The sequence below is a fragment of the Stenotrophomonas geniculata ATCC 19374 = JCM 13324 genome (assembly GCF_001431625.1).
In the GTDB taxonomy this organism is placed as follows: domain Bacteria; phylum Pseudomonadota; class Gammaproteobacteria; order Xanthomonadales; family Xanthomonadaceae; genus Stenotrophomonas; species Stenotrophomonas geniculata.
Genome location: NZ_LLXT01000092.1, coordinates 1 through 25079 on the forward strand (window position 1 = coordinate 1; position 25079 = coordinate 25079).

26 protein-coding genes are annotated in these 25079 nt (G+C 67.5%); 6 read left to right on the forward strand and 20 right to left on the reverse strand.

Going from position 1 to position 25079, the window contains the following annotated elements; genetic code table 11:
• Positions 1–354: 354 nt before the first annotated feature.
• From murU to ARC63_RS07725, 4 genes are all read right to left on the reverse strand, one after another.
• Positions 355–1065 carry an N-acetylmuramate alpha-1-phosphate uridylyltransferase MurU gene (gene murU, locus ARC63_RS07710; RefSeq protein ID WP_057502950.1) on the reverse strand — a complete coding sequence of 237 codons (711 nt, stop codon included), beginning with the start codon at positions 1063–1065 and terminating at the stop codon, positions 355–357.
• The gene (locus ARC63_RS07715) at positions 1062–2087 is read right to left on the reverse strand and encodes an aminoglycoside phosphotransferase family protein (RefSeq protein ID WP_057502951.1); all 1026 of its coding nucleotides are present in this window, start codon (positions 2085–2087) and stop codon (positions 1062–1064) included. The genes murU and ARC63_RS07715 overlap by 4 nt, the downstream gene beginning before the upstream one ends.
• Before the next feature lie 64 nt (positions 2088–2151).
• Positions 2152–2421, reverse strand: a complete 270-nt coding sequence (locus tag ARC63_RS07720) for a GlsB/YeaQ/YmgE family stress response membrane protein (RefSeq protein WP_010483608.1) — start codon at positions 2419–2421, stop codon at positions 2152–2154.
• Between the two features lie 70 nt (positions 2422–2491).
• Positions 2492–3985, reverse strand: coding sequence for a M20 family metallopeptidase (locus ARC63_RS07725; protein ID WP_010483606.1), 1494 nt, complete (start codon positions 3983–3985; stop codon positions 2492–2494).
• Positions 3986–4201: 216 nt separating this feature from the next.
• Between ARC63_RS07725 and ARC63_RS07730 the strand changes: the two genes are divergently transcribed.
• The 4 genes from ARC63_RS07730 to ARC63_RS07745 all read left to right on the forward strand — a co-directional run bounded on the left by ARC63_RS07730 (position 4202) and on the right by ARC63_RS07745 (position 7337).
• Positions 4202–4513, forward strand: a complete 312-nt coding sequence (locus tag ARC63_RS07730; RefSeq protein ID WP_228355127.1) for a ComEA family DNA-binding protein — start codon at positions 4202–4204, stop codon at positions 4511–4513.
• A 352-nt stretch (positions 4514–4865) separates the two neighbouring features.
• Entirely contained in the window at positions 4866–5951 is a 1086-nt protein-coding gene (locus ARC63_RS07735; RefSeq protein ID WP_057502953.1) for a L,D-transpeptidase, read from the forward strand.
• Positions 5952–5968: 17 nt separating this feature from the next.
• Positions 5969–6694, forward strand: coding sequence for a murein L,D-transpeptidase catalytic domain family protein (locus ARC63_RS07740; RefSeq protein ID WP_057502954.1), 726 nt, complete (start codon positions 5969–5971; stop codon positions 6692–6694).
• A 34-nt stretch (positions 6695–6728) separates the two neighbouring features.
• The gene (locus ARC63_RS07745; RefSeq protein WP_049413417.1) at positions 6729–7337 is read left to right on the forward strand and encodes a HutD/Ves family protein; all 609 of its coding nucleotides are present in this window, start codon (positions 6729–6731) and stop codon (positions 7335–7337) included.
• Between the two features lie 111 nt (positions 7338–7448).
• Here ARC63_RS07745 and ARC63_RS07750 read toward each other — a convergent pair whose 3' ends face one another.
• The 13 genes from ARC63_RS07750 to ARC63_RS07810 form a co-directional block, all read right to left on the reverse strand.
• Positions 7449–9053: a sulfite reductase subunit alpha gene (locus ARC63_RS07750; protein WP_057502955.1), complete on the reverse strand. Its 1605-nt coding sequence runs from the start codon at positions 9051–9053 to the stop codon at positions 7449–7451.
• Positions 9050–10021, reverse strand: coding sequence for an FAD:protein FMN transferase (locus tag ARC63_RS07755; protein ID WP_057502956.1), 972 nt, complete (start codon positions 10019–10021; stop codon positions 9050–9052). Before ARC63_RS07755 ends, ARC63_RS07750 begins: the two co-directional genes overlap by 4 nt.
• Before the next feature lie 54 nt (positions 10022–10075).
• Positions 10076–10879 (reverse strand): DUF4198 domain-containing protein, encoded by an 804-nt coding sequence (locus tag ARC63_RS07760; protein WP_057502957.1) that lies wholly within the window; start codon positions 10877–10879, stop codon positions 10076–10078.
• 73 nt (positions 10880–10952) lie between these two features.
• Positions 10953–11471, reverse strand: a complete 519-nt coding sequence (locus ARC63_RS07765) for a DUF2271 domain-containing protein (protein WP_004147429.1) — start codon at positions 11469–11471, stop codon at positions 10953–10955.
• Between the two features lie 26 nt (positions 11472–11497).
• On the reverse strand, positions 11498–12136 hold the full coding sequence (locus tag ARC63_RS07770) for a PepSY-associated TM helix domain-containing protein (protein ID WP_010483588.1): 639 nt from the start codon (positions 12134–12136) through the stop codon (positions 11498–11500).
• Positions 12137–12338: 202 nt separating this feature from the next.
• The gene (locus ARC63_RS07775) at positions 12339–14759 is read right to left on the reverse strand and encodes a TonB-dependent receptor domain-containing protein (protein WP_057502958.1); all 2421 of its coding nucleotides are present in this window, start codon (positions 14757–14759) and stop codon (positions 12339–12341) included.
• Between the two features lie 146 nt (positions 14760–14905).
• Entirely contained in the window at positions 14906–15316 is a 411-nt protein-coding gene (locus tag ARC63_RS07780; RefSeq protein ID WP_057502959.1) for a hypothetical protein, read from the reverse strand.
• A gap of 164 nt (positions 15317–15480) precedes the next feature.
• Entirely contained in the window at positions 15481–16158 is a 678-nt protein-coding gene (locus ARC63_RS07785; RefSeq protein ID WP_057502960.1) for a Fe2+-dependent dioxygenase, read from the reverse strand.
• 10 nt (positions 16159–16168) lie between these two features.
• On the reverse strand, positions 16169–16888 hold the full coding sequence (locus ARC63_RS07790; RefSeq protein WP_057502961.1) for a tetratricopeptide repeat protein: 720 nt from the start codon (positions 16886–16888) through the stop codon (positions 16169–16171).
• A 68-nt stretch (positions 16889–16956) separates the two neighbouring features.
• Positions 16957–19266 carry a TonB-dependent receptor gene (locus tag ARC63_RS07795; protein ID WP_057502975.1) on the reverse strand — a complete coding sequence of 770 codons (2310 nt, stop codon included), beginning with the start codon at positions 19264–19266 and terminating at the stop codon, positions 16957–16959.
• Positions 19267–19416: 150 nt separating this feature from the next.
• Complete coding sequence (locus ARC63_RS07800) at positions 19417–19821, reverse strand: hypothetical protein (protein WP_057502962.1); 405 nt, start codon at positions 19819–19821, stop codon at positions 19417–19419.
• 205 nt (positions 19822–20026) lie between these two features.
• Entirely contained in the window at positions 20027–20359 is a 333-nt protein-coding gene (locus ARC63_RS07805) for a non-heme iron oxygenase ferredoxin subunit (protein WP_010483575.1), read from the reverse strand.
• Positions 20356–20895 (reverse strand): GNAT family N-acetyltransferase, encoded by a 540-nt coding sequence (locus ARC63_RS07810; protein WP_021202565.1) that lies wholly within the window; start codon positions 20893–20895, stop codon positions 20356–20358. The genes ARC63_RS07805 and ARC63_RS07810 overlap by 4 nt, the downstream gene beginning before the upstream one ends.
• A gap of 207 nt (positions 20896–21102) precedes the next feature.
• Between ARC63_RS07810 and ARC63_RS23620 the strand changes: the two genes are divergently transcribed.
• Positions 21103–21417 carry a transposase gene (locus ARC63_RS23620; protein ID WP_227199487.1) on the forward strand — a complete coding sequence of 105 codons (315 nt, stop codon included), beginning with the start codon at positions 21103–21105 and terminating at the stop codon, positions 21415–21417.
• Positions 21418–21441: 24 nt separating this feature from the next.
• Positions 21442–21753: a hypothetical protein gene (locus ARC63_RS23625; RefSeq protein ID WP_227199488.1), complete on the forward strand. Its 312-nt coding sequence runs from the start codon at positions 21442–21444 to the stop codon at positions 21751–21753.
• Positions 21754–21768: 15 nt separating this feature from the next.
• Here ARC63_RS23625 and ARC63_RS07820 read toward each other — a convergent pair whose 3' ends face one another.
• From ARC63_RS07820 to sufC, 3 genes are read right to left on the reverse strand one after another with little or no spacing between them, the layout of a single operon-like run.
• The gene (locus ARC63_RS07820; protein ID WP_057502963.1) at positions 21769–23025 is read right to left on the reverse strand and encodes a cysteine desulfurase; all 1257 of its coding nucleotides are present in this window, start codon (positions 23023–23025) and stop codon (positions 21769–21771) included.
• Positions 23022–24284: a Fe-S cluster assembly protein SufD gene (sufD, locus tag ARC63_RS07825; RefSeq protein WP_057502964.1), complete on the reverse strand. Its 1263-nt coding sequence runs from the start codon at positions 24282–24284 to the stop codon at positions 23022–23024. Before sufD ends, ARC63_RS07820 begins: the two co-directional genes overlap by 4 nt.
• Positions 24284–25048, reverse strand: a complete 765-nt coding sequence (gene sufC, locus ARC63_RS07830; RefSeq protein ID WP_019659403.1) for a Fe-S cluster assembly ATPase SufC — start codon at positions 25046–25048, stop codon at positions 24284–24286. The genes sufD and sufC overlap by 1 nt, the downstream gene beginning before the upstream one ends.
• Positions 25049–25079 lie beyond the last annotated feature (31 nt).

Consider the following 25079-nt stretch of genomic DNA (forward strand, 5'->3'; position numbering starts at 1 on the left):
CCTCGGGCCCATGCGGCTCACACCCCGCAAACCCACAGCGCCCCGCCTTCGACAGGTTCCCGCGATCTGCCGGGACTGCGTACTGCACTGCTGACTGCTGTTGGTGGGTGACGACCGTTGGCCGTCACCAGAGCGAGCGCAGCGAAGCGATCCGCTTTTGATTTTCTTTTTCTTTTCCGTGGCTGGACGCGCACGGAAACTGTCAGAGGCCGGTCGGGGTGGGCTGCGCAGGGGCGTGAGCCGCATGGATGCGGCGACCGAGCTTACATGGACGTACTTGCAGCGTCCCCTGCGCAGCCCACCCCGCCCGGCCAAGCAAGGCTTCTGCTCTCAAAACGTCCAGCCACGAGGGGCTCAGCCGTTCGCCGCCAACTCAACATCCAGCGCGCGCAGGCGATCCACGGTACCCACATCGGTCCAACGCCCGCGATGGTGCTGCCCCGTCATCAACCCCTGCGCCATGAAATGCTTCTGCAGCGGCACCACCGAGAACTTCGGCGGAACACGCTCGCTACCCGGCGCATCGCCGATCACCGTGCGCCAGTCGGCCACGATGGAGGGGCGATACACGCCGATGCCCGCGTAGGTCAGGCACGGCCCTTGGCGGTCGTGGTGCAGCAGGCCCTGCGCGTCCAGCCGGTAGTCGCCGTCCGGGTGCTGCGCGGGATTGTCGACCAGCACCAGGTGCGCCTGGCCCTGTGGTTCGCGCGGCAGCGTGGCGAAATCGAAATCAGTCCAGATGTCGCCGTTCACCACCAGGAACGGGGCGTCGCCCAGCACCGGCAGCCCGTTGAGGATGCCGCCGCCGGTTTCCAGCGGGGTCTGCCCTTCGTAAAGGAAATGCAGGCGCAGGCCCCATTGGCTGCCATCACCCAGCGTCGCTGGGAACTGCTCGGCCAGCCACGCGGTGTTGACCACTACCTCGCGCACACCGAGCGCCGCCAGGCGCTCCAGGTGCCAGACGATCAGTGGCTTGCCGGCTACTTCCAGCAGCGGCTTGGGCGTGTGCAGGGTCAGCGGGCGCATGCGCTCGCCGAGGCCGGCGGCAAAGACCAGCGCCTTCATCGGGCCACGCGCATCGGTGCGGCCAGTTCGGCAAGCGCCGGTTTGATGCGGTCGTCCAGCAGCTGCTGCAGCGGTGCCAGTTCGCGGTAACGCGGCAGCACTTCATCCAGGTAGTTGATGAAGCGCGGTGCGTCGTCCAGGTAATGGCCCTTGTTGTCGCGGTAGCGCAGGCGGCAGAACAGGCCGAGGATCTTCACGTGGCGCTGGATGCCCATCCAGTCGGCATCGCGCAGGAAGGTGGCGCGGTCGGGCACCGGCAGGCCGGCGTCGTGCGCGCGCTCGTGGTACTGCGCCAGCCACTCGTCCACGCGCTGCAGCGGCCAGCTCAGGAAGGCGTCCTTGAACAGGCTCACCGCGTCGTAGGCGATCGGGCCGCGCACCAGGTCCTGGAAATCCAGCACGGCGGGGCCGTCGTCGACCGGCATCAGGTTGCGCGGCATGTAGTCGCGATGGGTCATCAGCTGGGCCTGGCCCAGCGCGTTGTCCATCAGGCGGCGATGCACCAGCTGCAGGCCTTCGATCTCGCCGCAGTCCAGCTCCAGGTTCAGGTGGCGCTGCAGGAACCATTCGTCGAACAGGCCGGCATCACGCTGCAGCAGCGCTTCGCCGAACTGGCCGAAGTCGGCCGGCACCGGAATCGCCTGCAGGCGCAGCAGCTGTTCGATCGAACGGCCGAACCATTCATCGGCGTTGCGCTCGTCGAGGATCTTCGCCAGGGTCGGGCCGCCGAGATCTTCCAGCAGCAGGAAGCCGGCCTCCAGATCCTGTGCCAGCAGCGCGGGCACACGCAGGCCGTTGTCGTGCAGCAGGCCGCGCATGCGCAGCCACGGCCGCGGATCTTCCAGCCCCGGCGGGGCATCCATCACGATGTGGCTGCCACCGGTGCTGGTGGTGCGCCAGTAGCTGCGCATGCCGGCATCAACCGAGGCGCGTTCGACCACCGCGCTGGCATCATCGAGCTGGGTACGGGCCCACCGCAGGCGCTGCGCGCTGCGCTGGGGATCGGAGGCGGGTTCGGTCATGCAGGCATATCCGGGCGCGCCGGGCGCGCCAACGTCGGGAACAGGAAGGGAAGGGGATGCGGGCTCAGCGGCGGCCGCTGAACAGGCGCAGGACGGCCAGCACGGCCACCGCGCCCACCACCGCACCGAGGAAACCGGCCGGCTCACCGGGGGCGTACCAGCCCATGTACTGGCCAAACCAGCCGGCCAGCAGCGCACCGAGGATGCCCAGCACGATGGTCAGCAGGCAGCCCATGCGGTTGTTGCCGGGCATGAAGAAACGCCCGAGCAGGCCGACGAAGAAGCCGACCAGGATGATGTAGAGCCAGCTGCTGCTGCCGAACAGACCATTCATGCGCGCGATTTCCAGCAAGGGTGGACGCAGCCTAGCAAGGCCAGACTGCGTCCGTCACGGTGTGACGTAATCAGCAGCAGCCGTGGTCGCCGTGGCGGGTGCCACTGTCGGCAGCCACCGGCGAACCGCTGGTCTCGCCGCGCAGGCTGGCCGCGTAGTGCTCGCTGATCACCTTGGACACGCAGGCGGTGACCTTCTTGCCCATCGGGATGTGCAGGAACTCGTTCGGGCCGTGCGCGTTGGAGTGCGGGCCAAGCACGCCGGTGATCATGAACTGGGCGCCCGGGAACTTCTCACCCAGCATGCCCATGAACGGGATCGAGCCGCCTTCGCCCATGTACATCGCCGGCTTGCCGAAGAAGGCCTGGCTGGCGTCGTCGATGGCCTGGGTCAGCCACGGCGCCATGGCCGGGGCGTTCCAGCCGGTGGAGGCCTTTTCCAGATCCAGGGTGACCTGCGCGCCGTTCGGCGGATCGCGCAGCAGCGCTTCCTTCAGCAGCTCACCGCAGGTCTTGCCATCGGCGGTCGGCGGCAGGCGCAGCGACAGCTTCACCGAGGTCTGCGGGCGCAGCACGTTGCCGGCCGATTCCAATGCCGGCATGCCACCGACGCCGGTGACCGACAGCGCCGGGCGCCAGGTGCGGTTGAGCACCAGCTCGGTCAGGTCCTCGTTCATCGGACGCAGGCCGTCGACCATCGGGAACTTCTCGAAGATTTCGGTATCGACCACTTCGGCGGCGCGCTTGGCCTGTTCCTGGCGCTCGGCCGGAATTTCAACGTTCATGCCGTCGATCAGGATGCGGCCGGTGTCCTGGTCCTCGATGCGCGACAGCAGCTGGCGCAGCAGGCGGAAGCTGGACGGCACCACGCCGGAGGCATCGCCGGAATGCACGCCTTCGTTGAGCACCTTCACGGTGAAGTTGCCGCCGGTCAGGCCGCGCAGCGAGGTGGTGCACCACAGCTGGTCGTAGTTGGCGCAGCCCGAATCCAGGCAGACCACCAGCGACGGCTTGCCGATGCGGTCGGCCAGGTGGTCTACGTAGGCTGGCAGGTCGTAGCTGCCCGATTCTTCACAGGCTTCGATCAGCACCACGCAGCGGGCGTGCGGCAGGCCCTGGGCCTGCAGCGCCAGTACGGCGGCCAGCGAGCCGAAGATGGCGTAACCGTCGTCGGCGCCGCCGCGGCCATACAGCTTGTCGCCGCGCAGGACCGGGGTCCACGGGCCGAGGTCGTCGTCCCAGCCGGTCATTTCCGGCTGCTTGTCCAGGTGGCCGTAGAGCAGGATGGTGTCGTCGCCGGTTTCGGCGCCGGTAGCCGGAATTTCCAGGAAGATCAGCGGGGTACGGCCTTCCAGGCGCACCACTTCAACCTTCAGGCCGGGCAGCTGCTGGGCCTTGGCCCAGTTCTCCATCAGCGTGACCGCCTGTTCCATGTAGCCGTTCTGCACCCAATTGGCGTCGAACATCGGCGACTTGTTGGGAATGCGGATGTAGTCGACCAACTGCGGGACGATCTCGCTGTCCCACTTGTCATTGACGAATTGGCCGAGCTTGGCGCTGTCCATCTGAAACTCCGATTGCATGGGCTGTGATCGCGACATTCTACGCCTGTGCCGTGGGTAGGGTTTTTCCTACATCACGTCGGGTATTTGGCTGGCTTTTAGAAATCCAGGAAACCGATAGGCTGTGTGCATGTGGTGACGGACACTGTTCCTACCGACGGGATTGCCGGTCGGGACGGTCAGAACCACAAGGAGATACACGTCGTGCCTTGGAGTGTCGTGTTGAGGGCACTGGTGCTGGTCGTGTGGATCGCAGGGGCGCATGCCGCCGAACCGATCGACATCAACCGCGCCGATGCCCAGGCGCTGCAGCAGGGATTGACGATGGTCGGAGCCGCCAAGGCCGAGGCGATCGTCGAGCACCGGCGCAGACACGGCCCGTTTCATCGCGTCGAGGACCTGGCGCAGGTGAAGGGGATAGGGAAAGCAATCGTCGAACGGAATCGACAGCGGATCACCGTACGCAACAGGTTGTTGCCGGCGGATCCGGTACCCGGATCGGTACCGGTGCGAACCGTACCGAGGCGCTGACAGCAGGAATCGTCGGAACCGGCAGGAGGCTGGTTCACCGGTCACGGACAGGAAGGCCGTGACCACCGACCGCCGCAGGACGCGGCACCACTCACCAGGATGGTGGCATCACAGACCTGTGGAAGGGGCTGAGATACAAACAGGACAGACGCGGCCGCGTGCAGGATGCAACGCTACCCCCACAGCGCAGGATGCGAGGGGGCGGCAGCAGGCCGACAAGGACGTAACGATTGCCCGGTACGACACATGGCTGTGTCGCCGGGCAGTTTCATTTCCGGCGCCTGGTTTTGCCGCGGCCACCACGGGCCGATGGTGTACGGTGGCCGCTCTGCATGGAAAGGACCCCCGCTGGATGCTTCCGCACCGCCCCACGACCCTGATGCTCGCCCTTGCACTGGCCCTGCCGCTGCTGGCCCATGCCGCTGCGCCGACGCCGGCCGCCAAGCCTGCAGCTGCCGCTGTGGCCACCGCCGAGGTACGCGGACCGACCGACCTCAAGCCGGGCGAATACCTGTGGCATCCGGAAATCTCGCCGACCGGCCCGATCGTGCTGGTGGTCAGCCTTGATGAGCAGCGCGCCTATGTCTACCGCAACGGTATCGCCATCGGCCTGACCACGATCAGCTCGGGCAAGGCCGGGCACGAGACGCCGACCGGTGTGTTCACCATCCTGCAGAAGGACAAGGACCACAAGTCCAACCTCTACAACAGCGCGCCGATGCCGTACATGCAGCGGCTGACCTGGGACGGCATCGCCCTGCATGGCGGCAGCCTGCCCGGGCATCCGGCCTCGCACGGCTGCGTGCGCCTGCCGCAGGCCTTCGCGCAGAAGCTGTTCAGTGAAACCCAGCGCGGCGATACCGTGGTCGTGGCCGATGCCAAGAGCTCGCCGATGACCCTGGCCTATCCGTCGGTGCTGGCGCCGGTGAACGCGCGCGGCCAGGCCCTGCCGGAGACCGAGGGCGGAGCCCCGGCACAGGCCTGGTGGGACGACGCCGCGGCGCCGGCCGGGCAGGTCGGCATCCTGGTCAGCCTGCACGACCAGCGCCTGTACGTGCTGCGCGACGGCGTGATGATTGGCGAGTCGCCGCTGAAGGCCGACGCCTTGCCGGCCTTCCAGGGCACCACGCTGTTCGTGATGGGGCAGGGTTACAGCGACACCCCCAGCCCGCTGGACGTGAACCAGCGGCTGCACCAGTGGACGGCCTATCCGTTGCTGGGCCAGGACCGTGCCCAGGCCACGCCGGACCTGCTGGCCACGCCCTCGCTGCCGATGGCGCTGCCGACCGATTTCGCTCGCCAGCTGTACCAGGTGCTGGTGCCGGGCACGACCCTGCTGGTCACCTCGCTGCCGGCGGTCCGCCCAAGCCCGGCTGAATCCGGAATGCAGCCGGTCTTGGAATCCGAGCCGCCAGGGTCCACCCTCAAGGGCAACTGAGTCCCCTCGTTGTGCCCATGACTGCATCCCGCCTGTGCCGGCTGGCCGCGTTCGGCCTGCTGGCGACCTCGGCCAGCGCCCCGGCGCTGGCACAGACGCCCGCCCTCGCCACCTCTGCCGATGATCTGGCTGCCCTGCTGTCGCGCAGTGCGCCCAAGGCCGACCGCCACGTGCTGCAGCTGGCGGCGCACGCCATGCGCTGTGCGTTGCAGCGGCCGGAACTGGGCATCAAGGGTGATCGCCTCAGCGTGATCGATTACTCGCGCCCGTCCACCGAGCCGCGGCTGTGGGTGTTCGACCTGGCCCATCAGCGCCTGTTGTTCGAGGAATGGGTGGCGCATGGCCGCAACAGCGGCGAGAACCGCACCGAGCACTTCTCCAACCGCGACGGCAGTTTCATGTCCAGTCTCGGCGCGTTCACCGCGCAGGAGACCTACATGGGCGGCAATGGATATTCGCTGCGCCTGGCCGGCCTGGAACCGGGCTTCAATGACCGCGCGCGTGACCGAGCGATCGTCATCCATGGTGCGCCGTACGTGAACCCGGCTACCGCGCAGCTGCAGGGGCGGCTGGGACGCAGCCTGGGTTGCCCGGCGGTGCGGCTGTCGGTGGCCAAGCCGCTGATCGATGCGTTGCGTGGTGGCACGATGGTGTTTGCTTACTACCCCGACCAGGATTGGCTGAAGCACTCGCAGCTGCTGGCCGGCGGGTGCGGTGGCCAGGGCACGCTCGCCACGCGGTGATGCACGACGGCGCGCGGCATGATGCAATGCGCGGATGAACATCGACTCCCTGCTGCACACTCCGAGCCAGGTGATCTCCCGCCTGGACTACCGCCGCGAACGCTGGCGGAATGGACTTGGCTGGACCCGCGAGATCCTGCGCCTGCCTGCGCAGGGGGATGACTGGGCGCTGCGCCTGTCGGTGGCCGAGATCGAACAGGACGCCGCGTTCTCCGCCTTCCCCGGCGTGGAGCGCGAACTGGTACTGCTGCAGGGCAATGGCGTGCGCCTGCGCTTCGACGGTGGCCGCGTTGCCGAAGTCCTGCCGCCGCATGGACGGGTGCGCTTTGCCGGCGAGGAAACCCTGCACGGTGAACTGGTCGATGGCACCACCCACGACTTCAACCTGATGTGGAAGCGCGAGCTGCTGCAGGCCGAACTGCTGCACCGGCCGCTGGTGGGCGCGATGTTCTTCTTCTGCGAACCGGGCGTGGCCTGGGCGCTGCATCTGCTGTCCGGTCAGGCAGAGTTCGGTGCCGACAGCGGCCTGCCCGCGCTACGGGCCGGCGATACCGCGTGGTTGGCGGCCGGCGAACGTCAGCGGCACGCGTTGCAGGGCGGTGGCGAGTTGTTGGCGATACGGGTCAGTGCAGCAGCGGGATGATTCCTGGGCGCCGGTGGCTCAATCCACGCATGGCGTGGATCTACTGGGGTGTAGTTGCCATGCCTGGACACGCCGCGCAGTAGATCCACGCCATGCGTGGATGCGGCAACCTCAATACACATCGCGCCGGTAGCGACCGGCCAGCAACAGCGCTTCCTTGCCCGCAACACCCAGCACCTGCTCGATCACCGCATCCACCGCCGGGGCCATGCCCTGCAGGCTGCCGCAGACCAGGATCGTGGCGCCTTCATCCACCCACTGCCGCAGCGTTGCCGCTTCGGCCAGCAGCCGGTCCTGCACATAGCGATGCGCGCCGCCGTCGCGGCTGAACACGGCATCCAACCGCGCCAGTGAGCCGTCGGCCAGCATGGCCTGCAGTTCTTCACCGAAGTGGAAGTCGTGCGCGGCGGTGCGCTCACCGAACAGCAGCCAGGTCCGTCGTGCGCCACTGCGGATACGTTCGTGCAGATGCGCGCGCAGGCCGGCGATGCCGGTGCCGTTGCCGATCAGCAGCAGCGGTACATCGGCGGGCACGCCATGGAAATTGTCGTTGCGGCGCAGGCGCAGCTGCACCGGTTCGCCGATGGCCGCGTGGTCGCACAGCCAGCCGCTGCCGATGCCAGGCGTGCCGTCCGCGCGCAGCTGTCGGCGCAGCAGCAGCTCGACCGCACCGTCGGCCATCACCGAGGCAATCGAGTACTCGCGATGGGGCAGCGGTTGCAGGGTCGCCAGCAATGCGGGCAGATCACCCGGGGGAACCAATGAGGGCAGGTGCGAGCGCGCGACGCGTGCCAGCAACGTCTGCCCGTCATCCAGCACGGTATCCGCATCGAAGCGTTGTGCGTCCAGCCAGGCACGCACGGTGTGCGGTGCGTGCTGCGGGCCGATCTCGGCGATGTCACCGGCCTGCCACTGCGCATCTGCATCGGCCGGGGGCTGCAGGCGCAGCCAATACACGGGGCCGCCGGGGCTGCCCGGGTTCAGATGCTCACGTTGCAGCAGCGTCCACGGCTGGTACTCGGCCGGGCTCCAGTCGGGCAGTTCGCTGGCGCCGCCGCCGAGCTGGCCCAGCAACTGCTGCCAATGGCGCAGCGCGGCCGGATCGGCGTTGTCGACGTCGATCGCATCGAACAGCGGATGCGCACCGTGCTGGCGCAGCCACTGATCGAGCTGGTGGCCGAATCCGCAGAAGTGGCCGTAACTGCGGTCGCCCAGTGCGAGCACGCCGTACTGCAGGTGCTGCAGCGCAGGCGGTGAGGTCATCACGCCGCGCAGGAACGGCAGCGCATGATCGGGTGGGTCGCCTTCGCCAGTGGTGCTGGCGATGAACAATGCACGCTGGCTGTCGGCCAGTAGCGTGGCGTCGACCTCATGCAGGCCGCGCACACGCACCGGCACGCCGGCACCGCGCAATGCCTTGGCACTGCGTTCGGCCAGTTCGCGGGCAAAACCGGTCTGGCTGGACCAGACCATCAGGATCGGTGCGACGTCGCCACAGGCAGCATCGTCGCGCGGTCGCCCACGCCACCACAGTGCGGCGCAGGCCAGCGCATACAGCGCGGTGGCGATGATCGCAATCTGCGTTCGCCGTGCCGGCGGCGCGCCCTGCCACCAGGCTTCGCCGAGATGCAGTCGCAGCAACGCCCAGGCGATCAGCGCCAGCAGGAGCAGGGCCAGTGCGTTGCCGAGCCACGCGCGCGATGGACGTGCGCTCATGCGTCCTGCTCGTCGAGCAGGCGCTGGAAGGCGCTGCTGAGAAATTCCCGGGGGCCGTCTGCTGCACGCTGCAGGTAGCGTGCAGCCAGGCCTTCGCGTTCGGCCAGCGCCATGCCCTGTTCGTGGCCGAGCACGGTCAGTGCGGTGGCCCAGGCATCGGCGTGCATGGCGTCGTCCGCCACCACGGTGACCGCTGCGGCGACCTGCCGCACCGGTCTGCCAGAGCGCGGGTCCAGGCTGTGACTGTAAGCCTCGCCATCGGCCTGGTACTGGTGCCAGCGATCACCGGAGGTGGCCACCGCCTTGTCCTCCAGTGCCAGCACCCGCGGTGGTGTTTCGGTGTGCGCGTCTTCTTCCGGTGCGGACTCCACCAGCACGCGCCACGGCTGGCCGTCCGGTTTTCGGCCGTAGCCGGCCAGTTCGCCACCGACCTCGATCAGTGCAGCAGCGATGCCCTGATCGCGCAGCCAGGCGGCCACGTGATCGACGCCGAACCCCTTGGCGATCGCCGACAGATCCAGTTCCAGTCCGCCCGGTTGCAGCAGCGCATCGCTGCGCCATTGCAGGCGCTGCCAACCGCAGCGCTCGCGCGTGGCCCGCACGGTGGCGGCATCGGGTTGGCGGCGTTCGCCGGCATGTGCACCGAAACCCCACAGTGCCACCAACGGGCCGACGGTGGGATCGAATGCACCATCGCTGGCGGCGGCGATGGCCTGTGCGCAGGCCAGCACCTGGCGGGTCTCAGCCGGCAGCGCGCACCATTGGCCAGCGTTGGCGCGGTTGTAGCGGCTCAGGTCCGAGCCGGGCTCCCAGGTGCTCATCTGCGCGACCACCTCGTCCAGCCGCGCCTGGATGCCGACATGCAGCGGGTGCAGGTCGCGCTGGCGCGGCGCGACCAGCGACACGCTCCAGGTGGTGCCCATGGTGATGCCACCGAGGCGGGCGATGTCGAGCTGGGGATCGGTCATGGTGGTGTGCTGCAGATGCGATACCGGGGCTGCCCGGCATCGCGGTCCACGTCATTACTGCGGCAGCACTTCCAGCGTGGCCACGTAGCTCAGGCGGCGCTTGGCGGCCTGCTTCACCGAGGTCTTGTTGTCCTCGGTGCCGGTTTCCAGCCAGTACATGCCAGCTTCCGGCCAGGTCACCTTGATCTCGCCCTTGGCATCGCTGGTGACCTTCAGTTCGTCCTGCGCGTTGCGGTAGCGGGTGGCGCCACGCACGATCTCGAACTCCAGGCCGGCGGTCGGCTTGCCGTCGACCAGCACGCGGAAGGTGGCTTCCTCGCCGGCGAACAGGTCGTTCGGGTGGCCGACGGCGACCAGCTCGATGCCACGGTTGGTGGGCTTGAGCGCGGTGTCGTTCGGCGCACCGTTGGTGACGAAGGTCTCCACGCGGCCGACCGACTGGCTCACTTCCAGCTTCTTTGCGTCCTTGGGCAGTTCGCCGAAGGTGGCGACGCTGCCGCGCCAGCGCTTGCGCTCGCCGTTCTGCTCGTAGGTGGCGAACAGGCCGTCATTGACCGACGCGATGCGGTAGGTGCCCGGCTGCTTCAGTTCGATGTCGAACACGCTGCGGTACTTGCCGGTGGAGGCGTTCTGCGGCTGCACGGTGCTGCCGTCCGGCGCGGTGATCACCAGCGATTCCAGGCGCAGCGGCACGTGGTTGAAATAGAACAGGTCGTTGGAGACCGCACCGTCGACGGTGATCCACGGCGCGTTGCCGGCGATCACGGTCTGCGAGGGCAGCAGCCAGGCCTTGTGGGCCAGGGCGGAGAAGGGAAGGGCAGCGGCCAGGGCGGCGGCGAGGACGAGCGTGCGCTTCATGCGGAGGACTCCAGTGGATGCGGGTGATGCGGCAAGGAAGAGGGGGCTACGACTTGATCCCCTCCGTCCCCTCTCAGGGTTTGACGGCGAGGGTGACCTGGCCCAGTTCGGTGGCGCCCTGCGCCTTGCCGTTCTGTGCGGCGGTGGCCGGCCAGGTGAAGGGAATCTTCAGCAGTTCACGGCCGCCGACTTCGCGCACCGCTTCCACCACCAGGGTGTAGTTGCCCGGGGCCAGCTGCTTCAGTGCCGGCTGCTTGTCGTTGAACGACAGCGCGTGCTTGCCGGCCGGGCGGGTCGGGCCGGTCACGCCGTCCACCGGCACCTGCAGGGTGCGGCCGCTCTTGCGCCACCACTGGCGCAGGTCGGGCAGCCACTTGGTGCCATGGCCTTCGCTGTTGCTGGTCTGCTGGTACCAGACCGACAGGTTGGCCGCGACCTTCTGGTCGGCGCCTTCCAGCCACACCGCCACGTACGGGCGGTGGTACTCGGCCACGTTGAGCTTGGGCACTTCGACGTTGATGTCGAGCGTGGTGGCATAGGCCGGCGAAGTGGCCAGCAGGCCGCTGAGGGCGATGGTCAGGGTGACGCGCATGGGGCGGCTCCAGGAACGAAGGAAAGTCAGTGGATCAGCAGCAGGGCGATCAGCAGCGGGATCATCAGGCCGAGGCCGACCAGCGGCCAGGTCATGCGCCGCTGCCGCGCATGCAGGTGCAGCAGGAACAGGCCGGTGATGCAGAACACCAGGCAGGCCACGGCGAACAGGTCCAGGAACCAGCCCCACGCCGGGCCGGCATTGCGGCCCTTGTGCAGGTCGTTGAGGTAGGACACCGCGCCGCGCGAGGTTGATTCGTATTCCACCGCGCCGGTCTGGCGATCGATGCTCAGCCAGGCATCGCCACCGGGGCGCGGCAGCGACAGGTAGATCTCTTCGGCCGACCATTCGGCCGGGCGGCCGCCAATGGCGATGCCCAGCTGCGTATCCAGCCATTGCCGCGCCGGGCGCGGGATCGGCGCGTTGCCGTCTTCGCGGGTGCCCAGTTGGCCCAGCAGTTCGGCCGGCAGCTCCAGATGCTGGTTCTGCACCTCGGGCTTGGCCTCGATCTTCGCGGCATGGTTGAGGGTCAGGCCGGTCACCGCGAACAGCAGCATGCCGATCAGGCACACCGCCGAGCTGATCCAGTGCCACTGGTGCAGCGTCCGCAGCCAGAAGCCACGGTTCTGTTGCTGCTGCACGGTGGAAGAGGCAGGACGGCTCACGGCACGGTTCGGGGCGGACGGGGACTGCCCATTACATCATTGATGAGAATAGCTCGCAATTGCGTGTCGTTCTGTATCCCGGAGGGGGCTTTAGCGGTTGCCGGCCAGCGGCCGGCACTACCGCAGGATTGGTAGATCCACGCCATGCGTGGATGAAGCGGTGCCGACCAAGGTTGGCACCCACCAAGGCGGTGCGCGGCGATCAGAACTTCGCGTTCAACGAAATCCAGTAGCTGCGGCGCTGGTCCTTGGTCGCGTAGTCGTCCACGCAGCTGAACTCGCTGGGATTGAGCAGCAGGCACGACTGCGAGACGAAGTCCTTGTCGAACAGGTTGTTGACCCGTGCGTTGACCGTCAGCCACGGCGTGGCCTTCCAGCTGCCGCCCAGGTGGAAGATCGTGTAGTCCTCGTAATAGCGCACGTGGCGGGTGCCGGCACTGTCGATGAGGGTGTCGCGATAGCGGTCGTAGCGGCCTTCGCCGATCAGCGACAGGCTGACCGCTTCGTTGATCTGCCAGTTGAGGCTGGCGTTGGCCATGTGTTTTGCCGGCGTGGTACCCGAGATCGGGCGTCCCTTGTCGGGGCCGCTGGTCTGCTCGCTCTTGGTCCAGGTGTAGTTGCCGCGCAGCTGCAGGGTGTCGAGCAGGTCGACATGCGCGGCCAGTTCGGCGCCGCGGGTCTCGGCCTTGTCGATGTTCACGCTCTGGGTGAAGGTGCTGTAGCCCAGTGCTGCCCAGCCTGGGCCGATGTCCACGCAGTAGCCGCTGCCGGCGCGGGCCACTTCGCAGTTGGGGAAGGTGCCGCCGCTGGCGATCTTGTCCTCGAATTTGTTGAAGAAGCCGGTCACGTTGAAGCCCCAGCGCTGGCCCTCGTAGTAGGCGGCCAACTCGTAGTTGGTGCTGGTTTCAGGCTTCAGGTTCGGCGAACCCACCAGCGGCAGCACGCCCTGGCCACCGAAGCCGGTGATGCCCGGGAACAGCTGGTCCGGACGCGGGGTCTTGTAGCCGGTGCTGACGCCGCCCTTGAAGGTCCACGCGTCGCTGGCGTTCCACACCAGGTAGCCGCGCGGGCTGACGTGGCTGCCGAACACGTTGTGGTCGTCGTAGCGCAGGCCGAAGGTGGCGGTGAGGCTATCGGTCAACGCCCAGTTGTCCTCGGCGAACAGCGCCCACATGCGGTGCTTCTGCTTGGTGTTGCTGCGATAACCGGCGCCATCCATGCCGAACACGCCATCGATCATGTCGGTGTCGTTGTACTGGCCGCCGACGGTCAGCTTGTGCGCGCCGAAGTCGAGGTCGAGCATCGTGTCGAGCACGTAGCCTTCCAATTCCATGGTGCGCAGCGGGCGCGGCAGGAACGCCTGCAGGCGCGCCATCTCGCTGGGATTGAGTGCGGTCAGCGCATTGCCGCGGCCGGCCGCACAGTTGTTGGCGGCACCGGTGCGGCGGCAGACGTCATTCCACAGCGTCTGCAGGTTGGCGCGCTCGTCCAGGGTCAGCGGCAGCGAGCGGCCGAGGTTGCTGCTCTTGCTGTAGGTCAGCGAGGTCTGCCAGGTGCCGAAGCTGTAACGGCCCTGGTGGGTCAACGACAGCTGGTCGCGCTCGTAGCGCTGGTAGGCGGTGTAGCCCACGCGCGGCTGCACCACGCGGCGGGTGACGGTGCCGCTGCCGTTCGGGTTGGGGATGACCGCGTTGCCGACGCGCCAGAGGCTGGCCAGGCTGTCCAGCGTGCCGGTCTGTCCTTCGCTGTTGTCGTACTTCTGCCGCGACACGTCGTAGTCCAGCCACAGTTCGTGATCGTCGTTGACGCGGAAATCCAGGCGTACGCCAGTGTTCCAGTTGGTGTTGGCCACCGACTTGCCACCGCCGCCGAAGCCGATGCTGCGCTCCCACAGGCTGCCGTCGGGCAGGGTCAGTGCATCCCACTCCGGATTGGAGGCCTTGGCGTCGTAGTAGCTGCCGCGCACCGCCAGGCTGAGGCGGTCCTTCAGCAGCGGGCCGCTGAGGTACAGGTCGGTGGTGCGTGCATCACCGAACTGGTCATCCTGCTGCACGGTGAAGCCCTGGGTCACGGCGCCGTGCCAGCTGTCCTGGTTGCGTCGGGTGATGATGTTGATGACGCCACCCATCGCGTCCGAGCCATACAGCGTGGACATCGGGCCGCGCACCACTTCGATGCGTTCGATCGCGTCCAGCGGCGGCAGGTAGGCGAACTGGCCGCCACCGAAGTTGTTCGGATACAGCTGGCCGACATTGCTCTGGCGGCGGCCGTCGATCAGCACCAGGGTGTACTCGGACGGCAGGCCGCGCATGGAGATGGTGGCGCGGCCGTTCTTGTCGCTGGCCTCCAGGCCGACATCGATGCCTTCGACGTCGCGCAGCGCGTCGACCAGGTTGGTGTAGGGGCGCTTGCTCAGTTCTTCGCGACTGACCACGCTGATGCTGGCCGGTGCATCGACCACCTTCTGCTCGAAGCCGGAGGCGGTGACCACCACTTTGTCCAGCGTCTGCGGCGCGCCGGAAGCGTCACCGTGGGCGAAGGCAGGGGCGGCCATGGCCGCCAGCACGGCGCTGGTCAGCAGGGTACGGGGCAGGGACGAACGGACACGATGGCGCTGGGCCATGGCAGTAACCTCGAAGGATGCAGGGTGGTGCAATGCCAGGCGCGAGTGGCGCGGCATGCACGGGGAGGCCCGGTCAGGGGCGGCAGGGATGAAGCAGGCAGCGGTGCGCTGACGCGACCGCGCGGGCGGTCACGCAGGGCCGTGGATCAGGCGAGCGGCGGCGCCTGGCCGCGTTGCTGGCGGCGCCCGGGTGCGTCGGCCCAGGGCGTGTCCGGAGCGGCCAGTGGCCAATCCGGGCGCACACCGGGCATGGCCGGCGTAGCGGGTACGAGTTCACGTTCGGTACGCAGCCACTGGCTGGCCAGCAGCAGCGGCGGGTGTGCCTTCTCGGCTGATTTCACCGGAGCGGCAGCACAGCGACGCAGCTTGGCCGGGGCTTCTTCCTGCAGGGGCGCTTCGCCGCCGCGCTCTTCCAGCGGCGGCTGCACTGCCTGCGCGGCGTTGCCGGCGTGGGCCTGTGGAAGCAGCGGCAGAGTACCCATCAGCAGTACCAGCATCGCCACCCACGCCAGCAGGCTGGCCAGCGCAGGACGCTGGCCGCGCATGGCGGTGCCCATCTTGCGATGGATGAGTGGGCGAGGGCGAAGCGGGCGCAGCAAGCAGGGGTCCCCAAGGGTCTGCCGGCAGCGGCCGGCATCAACGGGGCGTGATTGTAATGAGAGCCGTTAGCTGTTGCAAATGAGAATGATTGCCAAAATGTCGCAGGCTGGCCAGATGGGGCTCAGACTTCGCTCCAGCGCCGCAAAAGGTTGTGGTACACGCCGGTCAGCTGCAGGGTCGCCTCGGCGTCGCCGCCGGTCTGCCGCAGGCGCTCGATCGAGCCGTCCATTTCCCACAGCAGGCGGCGCTGCACATCGTCGCGGACCATGCTCTGCACCCAGAAGAACGAGGCCACGCGCGCGCCGGCGGTGACGGGGCGCACCTGGTGCAGGCTGCTGGACGGGTAGACGATCAGGTCGCCGGCGGGCAGCTTCACTTCGTGCTCGCCGTAGGTGTCGCTGATGATCAGTTCGCCGCCCTCGTACTCGTCCGGCGCCGAGAGGAACAGGGTGCAGGAGATGTCCGAACGCAGCTGTTCGCCGTTGGCCAGGTTCATCACCGCGCCGTCGACGTGGAAACCATAGGTGCCGCCGCCGCTGTAGCGGTTGAAGCGCGGTGGCAGGTACTTCAGTGGCAGCGCGGCGCTGAAGAACAGCGGATGCCGGGCCAGCGCGACGAGGATGATCTCGCCCAGTTCGCGGCGCAGCGGTGAGGCCTCGGGCAGCTGCTGGTTGTGCTTGGCCTGCGCGCCCAGATGGCCGACGGTCTCGCGGCCATCGGTCCAGTCGGCGGCATCCAGCCGGCGGCGGAAGTCGGCCACCTGGTCGGCGCTGAGAATGTCGGGGATGTGCAGCAGCATGCGGGACTCCTCAGAGGGACGGCGGTGCGACCAGGGCGCGCACCTGTGGATGCGGCGATGCGGCCAGTTCCGGCACGAGGTGCGCCATGAACGCCGGGCTGCCGTGGGCCAGTGCAAGCCGCAGCCAGCGCACGGCCTGATCGACGTGGCCGGCCTGCAGCAGGATCGAGGCGTAGTTGGCCTGGCCGCGGAAATCACCGGCCTCGGCCGCGCGCTGGTACCAGTCCAGCGCCGCCTGCGGATCGCGCTCGATCTCCAGTCCGTCTTCGAGGTGGCGGGCCAGCAGGTTCATCGATTTGGCGTGGCCCAGGTGCGCGGCGCGCGTGTACAGCGCCAGCGCCTGCGCGCGGTCCTGGGCCACGCCGCGGCCGGTGGCCAGCAGGTTGGCCAGGTTGTAGAGACCCCAGTCCAGGCCGGTATCGGCGGCGCGCCGGTACCAGACGGCTGCCAGCATCGGGTCGGCGACGGTGCCCTGGCCCAGTTCGTGGCAGCGGCCAAGCATGTTCATCGCCATCGGCGCGCCGTTGTTGGCGGCGGTTTCGTACCAGAGCAGTGCCGCCGAGGCGTCCTGTGCGGTGCCTTTGCCTTCCATGTGCATCTGCGCGAGCAGCAGTTGTGCCTCGACCTGCCCGGCCTGCGCAGCGTCGCGCACGCGTGCGAACGCGGCTGCCGGGTCGTGCTGCAGCAGTTCGGCCAGGGCGTCGCTGTCGATGGGGGTAAGGGTCGCCATGGGGTGAGTATCGCCGGAAACAAAAACGGCGGCAGGAGAGCCTGCCGCCGTGGTGGAGCGAAGTTACATCAGAACTTCACGTTCAGTGCCAGGGTGGCCGAGCGACCCGGGGCGATGCTCGCGTAGTGCGAGGCATAGGCCTTGGTGAAGTAGGTCTTGTCGGTCAGGTTCTGCACGTTGAGCTGCAGGCTGATGTTGTCCTGGATCGCGTAGCTGGCCATCGCGTCGAAGCGGGTGTAGCTGGCAATCCACTTGGTGTTGGCCACATCACCGTACTGCTTGTCCGAGTAGAACGCACCAGCGCCGATGGTCAGGCCGATCGGGAAGCGGTAGGTGGTCCACAGGTTGGCGCTGTGCTTGGCGGTGTTCGGGAACACGTTGCCGTTGTTCGGCGACGGCACGTAGACGTTGGACGGGCAGGTGCGGCCCACCGGTGCGCCACAGACAAAGCCATTGTCCTTCAGCTCGGAATCGAGGTAGGTGTAGCCGCCGTACAGGCTCCAGGCGTCGGTCAACTGGCCGTTGAAGCCCAGCTCGAAACCGTTGATCTCTTTCTTGCCGGCGTTCTGGCTGGTGCCGTTGTCGATGGTCACACGTGCGTTGTTCATCACGGTGTGGAAGATCGCGGCGGTCAGGTTCAGGCGGTTGTCGAGCAGGTCCCACTTGGTGCCGAGTTCGAGGTTCCTGGTGTCCTGCGGCTTGAGGTCGGCCACCAGCCCGGTCAGGCCGTCGGAGCCATCGCCACCGTCCATGCCCGGCGGGGTCGAGGAGGTGCCCCAGGACAGGTAGATGCTGCCGTTGGCCACCGGCTTGAACACTACGCCGGCCTGGTAGTTCACGAAGTCGTTGTCGTTGCGCAGGCGGGTCGGCGCCGCGTTGAGCACCGGCGTGGTCAGCGTGGTGCTGTAGTCGTCATAACGCAGGCCAACGTTGAAGCTCCACTGTGCATTGAGCTCGATGGTGTCGAACAGATAGGCGGACTTGGTCTTGGTGCGCTGTTCAACGTCCAGCGCCTTGTTGCTGCGGTAGACGATCTGACCGGCCGCCCACGGATCGTTCGGGTTCGGATTGTTGAAGTCGGTGCAGTTGTAATTGGTGGCAGCGCCGGACGCCGTGCATCGCGAACTGTTGGCAGCGAGGGGTTCCAGCGGGTTGGCGGTGCCCGGCGTCATCTGGTAGCTGCCACGGGTCATCTTCTCGTCGCTGTATTCCACACCGGCGCTGTAGCTGTGCTTGAGCGCGCCGGTCTGGAAGGCGCCGGTCAGGCCCAGCTGGTCCGCGAAGCTCTTGACGTCGACGGCGCGGCTGTTGGTGCGGCGCCACAGGGTGCCGTAGTTGTTCGGGTTGCCCTTGCTGTCGTCCGGCTGGGTCCACAGGTAGTCGTTGCTGGTGTTGCCCAGGCGCGCGATGTTGCGCAGCTTGTGGCCGCCGAAATCGTAGCTGGCGTCCAGGGTGCTGATATCGGCGCGGGTACGCTGGAAATCACGGTCGACCAGGCCGTAGTAGTTGTTGCGGTCCGGCACCATCGGGCGGCCATCACCGTTCTTGGCCACGTTCGGGCCGCTGGTGAACGGGTTGTTGTACGGGAAACCACCCGCGTCCGGCAGGTCATCGCTCTGCATGTGGTAGTGGCTGGCGATCAGCTGCGCCGGGCCGTTCAGGCCGAACGCGATCGACGGCGCGATGCCCCAACGGCTGACGTTGGCGGCGTCGCGGCCGGCGATGTCCGATTCGTGCTTCATCAGGTTCAGGCGGGCGGCGATGCCATCGCCCAGCACGTAGTTGGCGTCCACGGTGCCGCGTGCGTAGCTGTCGGTGCCGATGCCCATGCTGGCGCTGGTCTCGTTCTTCAGCTTCGGCGTCTTGCTCACCAGGTTCAGGCTGCCACCACCGGAGTCACGGCCGCCGTAGGCCGAGCTCGGGCCCTTGACGACTTCCACCTGCTCCAGGTCGAAGATCTCGCGGGTCTGCGAGCCGACGTCGCGCAGGCCGTCGACGAACACGTTGCTCTGCGAATCGAAGCCACGGATGAAGGGGCGGTCACCGGTCGGGTTGCCGCCTTCGCCGGCACCGAAGGTGATACCCGGGACCATGCGCAGCGCATCCTGCAGGTTGGTCGCACCGGTTTCGGCGATCAGCTTTTCCGACACGATCGACACCGACTTCGGGGTGTCCAGCAGCTCGGCGGTGAACTTCGGCGAGGACGGATTGAACCAGCTGCCGCGCACCTGCACCTTGTCCAGGTCGGTGGCGTTGCGGGAGCTGGCATCGGCGCTGTCGGCGGCCTGTGCGGCCAGCGGTGCGAAGCCGGCGGCCAGGGTGGCGGTAGCGAGCAGGGAAACGCGCGGGGCGTGCTTGCGGGACGTGATGTGGGTCATGGTCTGGGTGGCGGTGGCTTGGATCAGAAAAGGGCGCGGGCCGAAGCGCAGGCAGCGCGACGACATGTAGAAGGCGGTATCTGTAGAGCCGAGCCGACGCTCGGCTGGCAGGAAACGTAAACAGGCGCACGGCAAAAGCCGCAGGGCGCCTCAGCTGGCGTGCGGTGCGGGCGGTGCGTGGCCGGGGTTCAACCGCAGTGCGGGATCGTGCAGCTGCCAGCGCAGGGCGTTGGAGCGCCACAGCGGAACATGCGCGACCAGGGCGGCGCGCGGGGGAGCCAGTCCGGTACAGGGCGTGGTGCCCTCGCCATCCAGCGGCGGCTCCGGTGCTGGCGCGGCAGGGTGCGGGCACTCGTCCGCCGGCGGGGCCGGCATCGGCATGACCTGCTGCAGATCATCAGCGTGTGCCTGCCAGCCGTGGGCAGCCGGGTTGTTGCCGCGCCCTTCGTGCAATGCCGACCAGCCCAGCAGCAGCGTCAGCAGCACGACCACAAGCAGCGGCCACCCTTGACGGGCAAGCTGGCACAGCGTGGCGGTGGGCGCGGGCGAAGCCATGGCGCGGGGGCAGAGTCGTTACGAAGATGTTACGTAGAATAACATCAACGATAATGATTCGCATGTGCGGTGCGTGGCGGCCCCCCGAGGCGGCCACGGGGCGCCCTGGAAGGGGCCTCATGGCCTTCCGGTAGATCCACCCCATGGGTGTGAATGCTCTCTGCCGGGGCGCCCCGTGGATGACCTCTCCGGGCGGAGTGCCGCCTCAATCCCGGTCGTCGCGGGTCCAGATGGCGTCGTGCTCGCGCTTCACCGGAAACTTGGGCACAGGGCTGTAGGCCGGCGCGCACAGCGCGCGCCCGTCACGCACGTCGAAGCGCGCGCCGTGCAGCACGCACTCCACGCTGCCTTCGGTCGTGTTGAACTCGCCGGAGGACAGTTCGAACTCTTCATGCGTGCACTGGTCTTCCAGTGCGTACAGCTCGCCGTCGAGGTTGAACACCACGATCGGCGTGCCGGTCACCTCGTCGAACACACTCTTCATTTCGCCCGGCAACAGCTCGGCGCCGGCACAGACAAAGGTCCAGGCCTCGCTCACGCGACGGCTCCGGTCAGCGGCTTTTCCAGGATCTCGAAGCGCAGGTCGTCGCGCTTTGGAATGCCGAAACGCTCGTCGCCATACGGGAACGGCTTCTTGATGCCGGTGCGGCTGTAGCCGCGACGCTCGTAGAAGGCGATCAGTTCGTCGCGCACGTCGATCACCGTCATCTGCATCACCGGCACGTTCCATTCGCGTGCGGCGTGCGCTTCGGCGGCGTCCATCAGCTGCTTGCCGACGCCGCCGCCCTGCTGGGCCGGATCGACCGAGAACATGCCGAAGTAGCCCTTGCCGTCGACATCGGCGACATGGGCGCAGGCCACCAGCTGATCCCCGCGCTCGGCCAGCAGAATGGTGGAGCGCGGGCGGTCCAGGTCGGCCTGGATGCCTTCGGCGTCGATGCGGGCGCCGTCCAGCAGGTCGGCTTCGGTGGTCCAGCCGACGCGGCTGGCGTCACCCCGGTAGGCCGAGGTGACCAGGGCGATCAGGGCGGGGATGTCGGCCGGCGTGGCGGCGCGGAAGGTCAGGGTGCTCATGGGCCCATTTTAGTTGGGCCGTGGGTGGGCGCAAATGGGGGGAGGAGGCAGATCCCTTTCGCAACGCGGAGGAGCTCTGCCCCCGGTATCTACCGACTCAACGGAAGGCCATGGACCGACTGGCACAGGCGCGGAATCGGCAGATGCTCGGGGTCAGATTCCTTTGCGCAGCGAAGGGCTCTGACCCCCTGCTACCAGGTGCAGCCCATGCCGAGGCCACGACGGGTCGATGCGCCCGGATATCCGCAACATGTCGTCCAGCGCGGCAACAATCGTCAGCCCGTATTCTTTACGGATGGCGACCGCGTCGCCTACCTGCGCCTGCTGTGTCATCACGCGGACCAGCAGTATTGCCGGGTTCACGCCTATGTGTTGATGAGCAATCACATTCACCTGCTGGTGACGCCTGATGCATCCGGCGGGTTGTCCCGGATGATGCAGGCAGTAAATCGCGCCTACGTTCGGCGGGTGAATGAACGACAGCAACGTTCGGGAACCCTGTGGGAAGGGCGTTTCCATTGAACGCTGGTCGACACCGATCAGTACGTGCTTGCCTGCCAGCGCTACATTGAACTCAACCCGGTCCGTGCGGGAATAGTGGCGCGCCCAGGGGACTATCGCTGGTCGAGCTATCGGGCCAATGCGTGTGGCAAACCCAATGCGCTGCTCGAGCCGCACTCGGCATTTGAGCTGATGGCTTCTGATGCTGATGAACGGCGTAGGCGCTATGTGGAGTTCATCAAGACGGGTATTCCGGCGGGCGATCTGCTGGCGATCCGGCGGGCATTGCAGTCGCAACGGCGGCTTTCGGGAATGCTGATGGGGTCAGAGCCCTTTCGCGATGCGAAAGGGCTCTGACCCCGATGTGCTGTGTTACCCCAGCAGCTTCCGCACCTTGGTCAGTGCGGTCATGAACCGCTCGATCTCGGCATGCGTGTTGTAGAACGCCAGCGAGGCACGGCAGGTAGCCGCGACGCCGAAGTACTGCAGCAGCGGGTGTGCGCAGTGCTGACCCGAGCGCACGGCCACGCCTTCCAGATCCAGAAGGGTGGCCAGATCGTGCGCGTGCGCGCCATCGATCAGGAACGAGACCACCGCAGCCTTCTCCGGCGCTTCGCCGATGATGCGCAGGCCGTCGACGCGGCGCAGCTCTTCGGTGAAGTGCGCCAGCAGTTCGGCTTCGCGGGCTTCCACGTTCTCCTGCCCAAGCTGCTGCAGGTAGTCGGCAGCCACACCCAGGCCGATGAAACCGGCGATGTTCGGGGTGCCGGCTTCGAACTTGTGCGGGGCATCGTTGAACACGGTGCCGTCGAAGCTGACTTCCTTGATCATCTCGCCGCCACCGAGGAACGGCGGCATCGCATCCAGATGCTCGCGGCGCGCCCACAAGGCGCCGGTGCCGGTCGGGCCGCACATCTTGTGGCCGGTGATGGCGTAGAAGTCGCAGCCGATCGCGGCGACGTCGACCTTGCGGTGCGGCACCGCCTGCGAGCCATCGACCACGGTGATGATGCCGCGCTTGCGCGCTTCGCGGCAGATCTCGCGCACCGGGTTGACCGTGCCCAGCACGTTGGAGACGTGGGTGACGGCCAGCAGCTTGACCTCCGGGGTCATCGCCGCGCGCAGCGCATCCAGATCGAGTGCGCCGTCAGGCGTGATCTCGGCCACGCGGATGGTGGCGCCGGTACGCTGCGCGACCAGCTGCCACGGCACAATGTTGGCGTGGTGCTCCATGCGCGTGATCAGGATCACGTCACCGGCCTTCAGCCGCGGCAGCGCCCACGAGTAGGCCACCAGGTTGATGGCGAAGGTGGTGCCGCTGCACAGCACCAGGTCGCTGGGGCGCACGTTGAGGAAGCGTGCCAGCGTGTTGCGTGCGCCTTCGTAGGCGTCGGTGGCTTCGCTGCCCAGTGCATGCACCGCGCGGCTGACGTTGGCGTTGTAGCGGCGGTAGAACTCGTCCACCGCGCCGATCACCTGCACCGGCTTCTGGCCGGTATTGGCATTGTCGAAATAGACCAGCGGCTTGCCGTGTACTTCACGCATCAGCAGCGGGAAGTCGAGGCGGACGCGGTCCCAGTCGGGGGCGCCGGCGCGTTCTTCGATCGGGCGCGGCGTGGACAGGTTCATGCCACACCTGCCTCGGCCAGCGCCTTGTCCAGGCGGCGTGCCAGCTGCGCACGCAGTGCGTCCGGCAGGATCTTCAGCGGCTCGTGGCAGAACGCGGCGCTCAGCAGTGCCTGCGCCTGTGCCTGCGGCAGGCCGCGCGAGCGCAGGTAGAACAGCGCATTGGCGTCGAGCTGGCCGACGGTCGCGCCATGCGCGGCCTTCACTTCATCGGCGTCGATCACCAGCGTTGGCTGGGTGTCGATCTCGGCATCGGCCGACAACAGCAGGTTCTTGTTGGACAGGTTCGCGTCGGTGCCATCGGCGCCTTCGCGGATCTGGATGCCACCATGGAACACCACGCGGCTGCGGTTGGCGGCGACGCCGCGCCACAGCAGTTCGCAGGCGGTATCGCGTGCGATGTGGTCGATACCCAGGCGGGTTTCGACGTGGCGGCGGCCATTGCCAAGCAGCACGCCGTTGGCGGTCAGCTGGGCATTGTCGCCTTCCAGGCGCACGTTCAGTTCATGGCGGCTGAGCGCGGCGCCCAGTTCCAGGTCCACGCGGTGGTACTGCGCGTCGCGGGCCAGCACGGCGTCGGTGCGCAGGAAGCTGGTCTGGCGCGCGCTGCCGGCCTGCACGCGGGCGTGCTTGAGCACGGCATCGCGAGCGACGTGGGCATGCAGCACGGTGTTGTCCAGGTGGGCGGAGTCACCCACGCTGAAGCGGTGCTCGACCACGCCCAGGCTGGCGCCGGCACGCAGTTCGATCAGGTGGCGGTGATGCCAGGCCAGGTCGGTGTCGCCGGCGACGCTGGCGAATACCAGCTGCAGCGGCGTTTCGACCTGCACGCCTTCATCCACGCGCAGCACCACGCCTTCATCGGCCAGCGCGGCATTCAGGCGGGCGAAGATCTCCTCGCTGCGCTCGTAGCGGCGGCCGAGGAAACGCACGGCATCTTCGCCAGCGGCCAGTGCGACCGACAGCGGCTGCAGCTGCACGCCGGCCGGCAAGGCCTGCACGTCGCTCAGCGCGGCATCCAGACGGCCGTTGACGAACACTAGGCGCGGCGCCGGGATGTCTTCCAGCAGGGCGGCGTCCAGCGCCGGGCCCTGCAGCGGTGCCGCAGCGAACGCACGGCGTTCCAGCTGGCGCAGCGAGGTGTACTTCCAGGCTTCGTTGCGGGCGGCCGGCAGGCCGTCACGCAGGGCCGCATCCAGCACTTCGCGGCGCGCATCGCTGCCGCAGAAGGCCTGGGCCATCGAATCAAGCAGGGCGCTCATCAGACCGCCGCCTCGGGCACGACCCGGTCCTTCAGGAAATCATAGCCGTGCGCTTCCAGCTCCAGTGCCAGCTCCGGGCCGCCACTTTTGACGATGCGGCCATCTGCCAGCACGTGCACCACGTCCGGCTTGATGTAGTCCAGCAGGCGCTGGTAGTGGGTGATGACCAGGAACGAGCGATCAGCAGCGCGCAGTGCGTTGACACCATCGGCCACGCTCTTCAGTGCATCGATGTCCAGGCCCGAGTCGGTTTCGTCCAGGATCGCCAGCTTCGGTTCCAGCACGGCCAGCTGGAAGATCTCGTTGCGCTTCTTCTCGCCACCGGAGAAGCCTTCGTTGACGCCACGGTGCAGCAGTTCGTCCTTCAGGTGCAGCACGGCCAGCTTCTGGCGCACCAGCTTGAGGAACTGCATGGAATCGAGTTCTTCCTCGCCGCGTGCCTTGCGCTGGGCGTTCAGTGCCGCGCGCAGGAAGTAGGTGTTGTTCACGCCCGGGATTTCCACCGGGTACTGGAACGCCAGGAACAGGCCGGCGGCGGCGCGCGCTTCCGGGTCCTGGTCGAGCAGGTCGACGCCGTCGAACTGCACGCTGCCTTCGGTCACTTCGTAGCCGTCGCGGCCGGCCAGGACATTGCCCAGGGTGGACTTGCCGGCGCCGTTCGGGCCCATGATGGCGTGCACCTGGCCCGGCTGGACGTCCAGCGACAGGCCCTTGAGGATTTCCTTGTCGCCGATGCGGGCGTGGAGGTTTTCGATCTTCAGCATGGTGGGGATTTCCGTGGGGCGGGCCGCGGCC